This is a genomic window from Acinetobacter sp. UBA3106 (genome assembly GCA_002365595.1).
Lineage (GTDB): Bacteria > Pseudomonadota > Gammaproteobacteria > Pseudomonadales > Moraxellaceae > Acinetobacter.
The window spans coordinates 76,316-82,315 of record DFAM01000024.1 but is presented as its reverse complement, the minus strand read 5'-3'; the positions used below and the strand labels follow the sequence as shown (position 1 = coordinate 82,315).

The following is a 6,000-nucleotide window of genomic DNA, read 5'->3' as shown; positions in this document are numbered from 1 at the left end:
CATTTCTATTTTGGAGTTACAGTTTGATTTCGTATAATGTATATTATGTTAAATTGGTTAACTGATTTATACCTGACAATAACTTCATATCCTTCTTACTTAAACCAAAATTCAATAACTTAAGTAATTTTTATTTCACTTATAAAATATGATATGTTGAGCTTTGAAATAGTTCATACACTTTATTAGGTTTGCTATTAAGAAAATTCATCTAGAAAAAATTTCAAATGGACATCTAATTATTTTGTTGTTTGATTTAGATTCAGCATGTCCATGTTTGTATCCTAAGCAAGTTCTAATTGACCGACTTGATGGTAAGCACGGTTAAAATACACCAAACTTTCCTCTTGCTGACTTTGTTGGATCGCGACCACACGGCATATAAAAATACTATGTGTTCCAACTTCCTGAATTTGTTCAATGTGACAATCAAAACTCACCAATGCATCTTCTAACACAGGTGAACCGGTTTCTAGTGTTGTCCAGGAACCCAATTTAAAGCGTTCTTCAGAGCTGAATTTGCTTGAGGCAAATGCATTCGAAATCTGCTCATGCTGTGCACCCAATACATTCACTGACAGAATTTTATTCTCAATAAAATGTGCATGTGAGCGAGATGATTGATTCATACAGACCAGTAATGTCGGTGGTGTATCGGTCACGCTGCATACTGCCGAAGCAGTAAATCCATGAACACCTGTTGCGCCCCTTGTTGTAATTACATTCACTGCGGTCGTTAACAAAGACATTGCGTTTCTAAAGTCAGTTGCTTCAATCATCTCTTAAATCTCAAATTTGATTATCATTTATCTCTCGCTGAAGTCAGGGCGATTCATTATTCGATTTATCAAAATGATTGAATCAAATAATACTGCACCCTTCCCTTATTTGGCGACGGCGCAAAATTACGCTGTGAGTTCTTGACGAACCATCGCAGCACCTGCACTTAAGGCATGAAGTTTGCCTTGTGCAACTTGACGTGATAAAGGTGCCATGCCGCAGTTTGTTGAGGGATAAAGCTTGTCAGCATCTACAAACTGAAGCGCCTTACGTAAAGTATCTGCAACTTCTTCAGCCGTTTCGATTTGATTAGTTGCCACATCAATGGCACCGACCATCACTTTCTTGCCACGAATCAGTTCAATCAAATCCATCGGCACACGTGAGTTTTGACATTCAAGTGAAACGATATCGATTTTAGACTGTTGCAATTTAGGAAAGGCTTTTTCATATTGACGCCATTCAGAACCCAAAGTCTTTTTCCAATCGGTATTGGCTTTAATGCCGTAGCCGTAGCAAATATGTACCGCAGTTTCACATTTCAGACCTTCAAGTGCGCGCTCTAAAGTCGCGACGCCCCAGTCATTGACTTCATCAAAGAACACATTAAATGCAGGTTCATCAAACTGGATGATGTCTACTCCTGCAGCTTCCAGTTCAAGCGCTTCTTGATTCAAAATTTTGGCAAATTCCCAAGCCAGTTTTTCTCGGCTCTTATAGTGCCCATCATATAGCGTATCGATCATGGTCATTGGACCAGGCAACGCCCATTTGATCGGTTGATTGGTTTGGCTGCGTAAGAACTTCGCATCATCCACAAACACAGGTTTCTTACGCGATACGGCGCCCACCACTGATGGCACACTGGCATCGTAACGCTTACGGATTTGAACCGTTTCGCGCTTCTCAAAGTCAACCCCTTCAAGATGTTCAATGAATGTGGTCACGAAGTGCTGGCGGGTTTGTTCGCCATCGCTGACAATATCAATACCCGCTTGCAACTGCTCATGCAGTGATAGACTTAAAGCATCTCGCTTTGCTGCCAGCAATTGCTCACCCTCCAATTTCCAGGGTGACCAAAGTTTTTCAGGTTCTGCAAGCCAGGATGGTTTCGGTAAGCTGCCCGCAGTTGATGTTGGTAATAAAATGGCCATGTCTAATCTTCTATCTCTATTTTCGTTAATCTCTGCTGTGAATCAGGCAGCGTGTTGTTGGTCAGCAGTGTTTTTAATCTTGAACTCGGCAGCCCATTGCTCAAGAATGTCTTTATAAGGCGTAATAAAGTTTTCTTCAGTCCATTTGCCTTGTTTCACTGCAAGTTGCCCACGCTCTTCACGGTCATAAACAATTTGAGTCAATGAATAATCCTGATATTTCAAACTTGGCTGATAAACTAAACCTGCAGCTGAATTCGTATTGTAAATTTCAGGACGATAAATCTTTTGGAAAGTTTCCATGGTGCTGATCGCACTGATTAGTTCGAAATCGCTATAGTCACGCAACAAGTCGCCTGCAAAGTAGAATGCCAATGGTGCATTGCCATTTTCAGGTTTGAAATAACGTACGGTTAAGCCCATTTTTTTGAAATATTCATCTGTACGCGAATATTCATCATTTTTATATTCCACACCTAATACAGGATGTACATGTGCTGTACGGTAATAGGTTTTAGTAGTCGAAACACTGAGACAGATGACAGGCTGTTTCTTGAACTCAGCTTTGAAGACTTCTGAATGAATTAAGTGTTGATAAAGCTTGCCGTGTAAGTCACCAAAGTTTTCTGGTTTCTCGCCAGTTTTACAGTCCAATTCTGGTAAGACAACGCTAAAGTCATAATCACGTACATAAGATGAAAAGCTATTCCCAATCATGCCTTCAATACGTTGATTGGTTTGGTGGTCAGTAATGGTGCTTTTGAGCATTTCAATGAACGGAAAAGTGTGGCCCTTGCCTTCAACGTCGAGTTCAGCAGAAATAATATCGATTTCAAGTGAATAGCGGTCGCCTTTCGGATTGTCACAACTGGCCAAACTATTAAAACGGTTGTTGATCATCGCTAAAGTTCGACGAAGATTCTCTTGACGGCTTTCACCACGTGCCAAATTGGCGAAGTTTGTGGTTAAACGGGTGTTATTTGCGGGTTGATAGTTTTCGTCAAAACGAATGCGTTTAATTGAACAGGCAAACTCTTTACTCATGGTGATCTACTACCCTAATTTTTTAGATAAAACCAAAATTTCTGTATGAGAGAATTTATACCCTAACTATAAGATGAATAAAAATGATTTAGACTCACACAAAAATGAATAAAATTCATGTTTAGGGTTTTATTGTATTGACGAGAGATGCAAGATAGAAAAGAAGAATTCCCTCTCTTGGATAAGTTAATTCAATTTAACCAATATAAAATGGTGGAGAATAAGGATTTTTAATTTGTCTGATTAATTATAAAAAATGTATAAAATACAATAATTCATAAAAAAATATATCGAAAAAGCTAAAACAGATGTTTAGAAAATTGGCTTTAAAATACATCAATTTAATTCTGTATAGGAGATAAAAAACTTCTCTCTATAAGGCATTTAAATTTTATGATCTGAGTAAATAAGAGCAGTCATGATCTACAGCATATAAAATCACCAAAATGAATTTAGCTCATCTCAAACTTAGAAAATATCAACATATTCACCCTGTCTAAATGTATCTAAATAGGTCGTTATAAAAATAGCTAAGCGTATATAATAATAAATAATTTTTTTATTTTATTTCTCGATGCAACCTCCCTTCTCTAACCACAAACACATTCAAGTCGTATCGACATTTTCTGACCTGATTGATTTACAGCTTCAAGGCGATACCAATGCGGTGTGCTGGTCTAGACAATTACACGGCGATTTTCAGGAAATCGTGAATCAACTGGAATTAATTGAGAATATTACTGAAATTACAGTTGAAGACTTACAAGCCTTACAACTATCAGAACAAGGTATAGTGGCACGAGAAGTCATTATCAAAGATATTGAGCGCCTCACTGAATGTGGTGCATCCCCCTCGCTGAATTTACTGAAAAGTTATGAACGGGATGATGAATTCGATTTCATTTCTACAGATGTCTATTCCTACCATGTAGATCGCTCACCGATCGCAACGGATACCTTTTTATGTACCTACTACGGCGCGGCCAGTGACATTTTGCCGAATGAACAAGCGATACAGAAAATTTTAATACCCGAAATTCGAGCAAAATTAAAAGAACTGTTTGACGGTCCTGAAGCTGAATTTGAGAACTTTTTAGCAGAGTATTTCTTTGATCTTCATTACCAAGCACCTGAAGATGCCACCCCAATTAATCTGGGTGTGGGACATCTTTGGCGCTTGGCAGTTGATCATCCCACACAAGCGGTCTTGCCCTGTGTGCATAGAGCACCTAGTGAAGCTGGTGAATATAGGCTGCTCTTGATTTGTTGAAAATTGATTTGAACCTATATGCACAAGGCAAACCGATTAATTACCTTATGCATTTTTTCATTTTAAGAAGGTTTTGTGGATTCTAAAGATAGGTTGTGTTGACTGCTATTCATCCATCGATAAAGCACTAGCAGCAATACCAAAGTCAGCAAGGTGGATGAAATAATTCCGCCAATAACTACAAAAGTGTATTTCAAACGCATTTCCTTAATAAACGAAAGCCAATGCCTGCTGACATGGATAAACGAGTTAAAAGAGCGTAAGTAATAATCTTGCGTTGCTGCAAAGAATACTAAGCCACTTTGAGTTGCCATAGGACCGTCAATCATTGGCATGCAAATCGGTGCTTTCAAGCTCATTTGAATGCCCAAATGAACAGCTTGAAAAGTAGTGTTTAAATTTTTTTATTCTAATAAGAATGAGGGAATAATAAATTATATTATTCCCTAAGTTTATGACTCATTAAAAGTTATATATCGCCACCAGATTAACGCGGTTATCTTCACCGCCATCACTGCCATTTGGCGCTGCAATAACTGCCTTACGCTCACCATAAACATATTCCACACCAAAGCTTAATGGCTGGGTCGGACTATAAAAAACATTCGCCCAACCTTGCCAAAGCGCTTTATTGATTTCAGTTAAATTAACGACACCCTGTTTATAAGCTTCACTCACATCGGCTTTCATATAGCCATAGCCTAATGTACTGCGCCATTGACTGTTCCATTGCGTAGTCAGGCCCAAGGAAATGGAATCAAATTCATTTTCATCCAGTATGTCACCGGCAGCATTTTTACTCACACCCGGATTGCTCCAGGATACAAAACTGCTATCCCCTTTTACATGGTAATAATCTGCTTTTAAGGTATTGCTGTCATTGACTTTATATTGAAGCCCTAAGCCTATTCCCCACGCCGTAGTTTTATCATTCATGGTGCGTTTTTCATCGGCCATGGCACGTAAACTCATTTTGGCATTATTTCCCAATTGTTGATTTAAACGTGCACTCAACGCTGGCAAGCGCATATTGGAGCTGGCATCTTTGGGGTCTTCTGCCGCCAGGATTAGGGCTGTTTCAGGACTGAACTGATACTGGTACCGCAGTTGTGGCGTACGTTTCACTGCACCGCCCACATAACCCAAGGCATCAATGGTTTCTGGCATATAATCCGGAATGGCAAAGTTGGACCAAGTTTGTCCGACCAGCCAGTTGCCATAATTTAAATAAGCATGGCGTATGCGCAAGTTATCTGAATTTGTACCGCCCAAGAAGTCGACTTCAAGTTTGGCATTCAGCGTTTTGGCATTGACCTGATGATTGATATCCAGTCCCAGACGTGTTGCAGCCAGTGTCGATTTCAATCGGTCACTATTTTCGCCATTCCCTTTTAGAGGCACTTTATTAATGTTGTTATACAGTCGATCTGCCGCGCTGCCTTCTGCCTGATAGGAGGCATCCGCACGGACATTGCCATAAAACTTAAAGCTGTTTGCATTTTTTGATGCTTGAGCTGGTGCATTCGTAATCTTTGCCTCTGGCTGAGCGGTTAAAGGATGATTAATCTTGGAAGATGTCATTTGTTGCTGTTCAATCAAGCTACGTAAATCTTTTACTTCCTGACGTAACTGTTCAATTTCAGTTTTGTCACTCGCGACTGCAACGGTTGGCAGGGTGAACATTGCCATGGTTAAAAGACTGAATTTAAATTTAAATGCAGGTGTGATCATCCTAATCTCACTTATTTTAGA

Annotated in this window: 5 protein-coding genes and 2 pseudogenes; 1 reads left to right on the top strand and 6 read right to left on the bottom strand. The window is 39.4% G+C overall.

Going from position 1 to position 6,000, the window contains the following annotated elements:
- Positions 1 to 284: 284 nt before the first annotated feature.
- From B4C48_RS13495 to B4C48_RS13485, 3 genes are all read right to left on the bottom strand, one after another.
- Positions 285 to 779 carry a flavin reductase gene (locus B4C48_RS13495; RefSeq protein WP_291357368.1) on the bottom strand — a complete coding sequence of 165 codons (495 nt, stop codon included), beginning with the start codon at positions 777 to 779 and terminating at the stop codon, positions 285 to 287.
- A 126-nt stretch (positions 780 to 905) separates the two neighbouring features.
- On the bottom strand, positions 906 to 1,934 hold the full coding sequence (locus tag B4C48_RS13490; RefSeq protein WP_291357366.1) for a methionine synthase: 1,029 nt from the start codon (positions 1,932 to 1,934) through the stop codon (positions 906 to 908).
- Positions 1,935 to 1,976: 42 nt separating this feature from the next.
- Positions 1,977 to 2,978, bottom strand: coding sequence for a putative oxygenase MesX (locus tag B4C48_RS13485; protein ID WP_291357364.1), 1,002 nt, complete (start codon positions 2,976 to 2,978; stop codon positions 1,977 to 1,979).
- 574 nt (positions 2,979 to 3,552) lie between these two features.
- Between B4C48_RS13485 and B4C48_RS13480 the strand changes: the two genes are divergently transcribed.
- On the top strand, positions 3,553 to 4,248 hold the full coding sequence (locus B4C48_RS13480; protein WP_291357362.1) for a DUF1826 domain-containing protein: 696 nt from the start codon (positions 3,553 to 3,555) through the stop codon (positions 4,246 to 4,248).
- Positions 4,249 to 4,310: 62 nt separating this feature from the next.
- On the opposite strand, the pseudogene B4C48_RS14225 reads toward B4C48_RS13480, so the two are convergent.
- From B4C48_RS14225 to B4C48_RS13470, 3 genes and pseudogenes are all read right to left on the bottom strand, one after another.
- Positions 4,311 to 4,433, bottom strand: a pseudogene (locus tag B4C48_RS14225) (hypothetical protein); the annotation flags it as partial.
- Positions 4,434 to 4,493: 60 nt separating this feature from the next.
- Positions 4,494 to 4,616 (bottom strand): annotated as a pseudogene (locus B4C48_RS13475) (hypothetical protein); the annotation flags it as partial.
- A gap of 94 nt (positions 4,617 to 4,710) precedes the next feature.
- The gene (locus B4C48_RS13470) at positions 4,711 to 5,979 is read right to left on the bottom strand and encodes a DcaP family trimeric outer membrane transporter (RefSeq protein WP_409515224.1); all 1,269 of its coding nucleotides are present in this window, start codon (positions 5,977 to 5,979) and stop codon (positions 4,711 to 4,713) included.
- Positions 5,980 to 6,000 lie beyond the last annotated feature (21 nt).

Bases quoted from the DNA above. Each gene is read 5' to 3' on its own strand.
- B4C48_RS13470 (WP_409515224.1), bottom strand. From the start codon at position 5,979: ATGATCACACCTGCATTTAAATTTAAATTCAGTCTTTTAACCATGGCA.
- B4C48_RS13495 (WP_291357368.1), bottom strand. From the start codon at position 779: ATGATTGAAGCAACTGACTTTAGAAACGCAATGTCTTTGTTAACGACC.
- B4C48_RS13485 (WP_291357364.1), bottom strand. From the start codon at position 2,978: ATGAGTAAAGAGTTTGCCTGTTCAATTAAACGCATTCGTTTTGACGAA.
- B4C48_RS13490 (WP_291357366.1), bottom strand. From the start codon at position 1,934: ATGGCCATTTTATTACCAACATCAACTGCGGGCAGCTTACCGAAACCA.
- B4C48_RS13480 (WP_291357362.1), top strand. From the start codon at position 3,553: ATGCAACCTCCCTTCTCTAACCACAAACACATTCAAGTCGTATCGACA.